General features: G+C 68.2%; 2 pseudogenes. Both read left to right on the top strand.

Going from position 1 to position 2362, the window contains the following annotated elements:
* The first annotated feature begins 485 nt into the window (after nt 1-485).
* Nucleotides 486-1850 (top strand): annotated as a pseudogene (gene dnaB / locus KUTG_RS26760) (replicative DNA helicase).
* A 273-nt stretch (nt 1851-2123) separates the two neighbouring features.
* Nucleotides 2124-2362 (top strand): annotated as a pseudogene (locus KUTG_RS26755) (hypothetical protein); the annotation flags it as partial.

Raw genomic sequence — 2362 nt, 5'->3', positions numbered from 1 at the left:
GGCAAGCACACGGTCAACGTCCGGCTGCACCCGGACGTGACGGTGGCGCTGACCCTCTCGGTCGTGCCCACCGCCTGAGTCACCCGACAAGCTCCGCCCGGGGTCCCCTCGGGCGGAGCTTTCGCTCGTTTGCCGCAGCGCCGACCCGAACGGCTGTGGACAGCCCCCGCCGCCGAGCCGGCCGCGACACGCCGAACAGGCGGTCGAACGCGACACGCCGTGTCGTTCCGCTGCGAGTTTTTCCACACCTTACCCACAGGCCCTGACCTGCGGTTCCGTGCCAACCTCCCGCGGTTGTCCACAACTTGTCCCCAGCCGTCGACCGGCCTGTGCCCTCCTGTCGCACGGCCGTCCACAGGTTGTCCACAGCGGCACCCACAGGCTGGTTTGCCTGCTCCGGACGGGGGACCTAGCGTGCACGCCCGGGACTGTCAGGGGTGCTGGGTACAAACGAGCACGACAACCTTCTACTTGGGGAGTTCGCGGTGGCGTTGGCAGACGACCGTGGCATGAGCGAGCCCGGCTTCGAACGGCAGCCGCCCCAGGACCTGGCCGCCGAGCAGTCGGTGCTCGGCGGCATGCTGCTGAGCAAGGACGCCATCGCCGACGTCGTCGAGGTGCTCAGCCCCAACGACTTCTACCGGCCCGCGCACCAGTCCGTGTACGACTGCGTGCTCGACCTCTACGGCCGGGGCGAGCCCGCCGACCCCATCACCGTCTCCGCCGAGCTCGAACGCCGCGGCGAGCTGATGCGCGTGGGCGGCGCGCCGTACCTGCACACCCTCATCGCCACCGTGCCCACCGCGGCCAATTTTTTTCTACTACGCCGAGATCGTCGCCGAGAAGGCCGTCCTGCGCCGCCTGGTCGAGGCCGGCACCCGCATTTTTGCAGCTTTTTTACAACGGCGCCGACGTGTTTCTACGTCGACGAGGTCGTCGACCGTGCCCAGGCCGCCATCTACGAGGTGACCGAGCGCCGCACGTCCGAGGACTACTCGGTGCTGGAGGACATGCTCCAGCCGACCATGGACGAGATCGACGCCATCGCCTCCCGCGGCGGCCAGTCCCTGGGCATCCCCACCGGCTTCACCGACCTCGACGCCGTCACCAACGGCCTGCACCCCGGCCAGATGATCATCGTCGCCGCCCGACCCGGCGTGGGCAAGTCGACCTTGGGACTGGATTTCGCGCGGTCGTGCTCAATTCGCAACGGGCTGGCCAGCTGCATCTTCTCGCTGGAGATGAGCAAGACCGAGATCGTCATGCGCATGCTGTCGGCCGAGGCCAAGATCCGGCTGGGCGACATGCGCGGTGGGCGGATGACCGATGACGACTGGACGCGGCTGGCGCGGCGGATGAGCGAGATCAGCGAGGCGCCGCTGTTCGTGGACGACTCGCCGAACCTGACGATGATGGAGATCCGGGCCAAGGCGCGGCGGCTGAAGCAGCGCAACGACCTGCGGCTGATCGTGGTGGACTACCTCCAGCTGATGACCTCGGGCAAGCGCACCGAGTCCCGGCAGCAGGAAGTCTCGGAGTTCTCCCGGCACCTGAAGCTGATGGCCAAGGAGCTGGAGGTGCCGGTGATCGCGATCAGTCAGCTCAACCGTGGTCCCGAGCAGCGCACCGACAAGCGGCCGATGCTGTCCGACCTGCGTGAGTCCGGCTCCCTGGAGCAGGACGCGGACGCGGTCATCCTGATCAACCGGCCGGACGCCTGGGAGCGGGACGACCCTCGCGCGGGCGAGGCGGACCTGATCCTGGCCAAGCACCGTGCCGGCCCGACGGCGACGATCACCGTGGCCCACCAGCTGCACTACAGCCGCTTCGCCGACCTCGCCCAGGGCTGAGCCGAACCACCGGCCTGGTCCAGGACCGCTTCGTGGACTGCGGGACCAGCTACGCCCCCTGAGCCAAGGTGGCACTGCCGGGATGCCGGCCCAGCACATGGTGGTGCCACATTGGCACCGTCGACCGACCGGGTGGCACCCGGCCATAAACGCCACTTGACCTGCCAGAACAGCGCACGACCACCATCCCCGCCAGCAGGAGCGGTGCCACCCTGGTGCCAAATTGAGCCAACATGGCTTGCAGTGGTGCCATGTGTGTGCCATAGTGGTGCCATGGACCTCACGACGTACGTCAGCAACCTCGGACGCGAATTCGCGACGCTGGCCGAGGCCAACGGCGAGGAAGCTCGTGCGTTGGTCGAGCGCCTGACCGGCTCGCTGGAGTCGGCGATCCGAATGACCCTGTTGGAGACCCTGTCGGCCGCCAGCGACGAGATCACCAGCGAACTGGCGCCGGGCTCGGTGGAGCTGCGGCTGCGCGGCCGAGACCCGCAGTTCGTGGTGTCGGTGCC

The sequence above is a fragment of the Kutzneria sp. 744 genome (assembly GCF_000568255.1).
GTDB lineage: Bacteria > Actinomycetota > Actinomycetes > Mycobacteriales > Pseudonocardiaceae > Kutzneria.
Note: the sequence above shows the minus strand (reverse complement) of the source record. Positions and strands in the feature narration are given on the sequence as shown.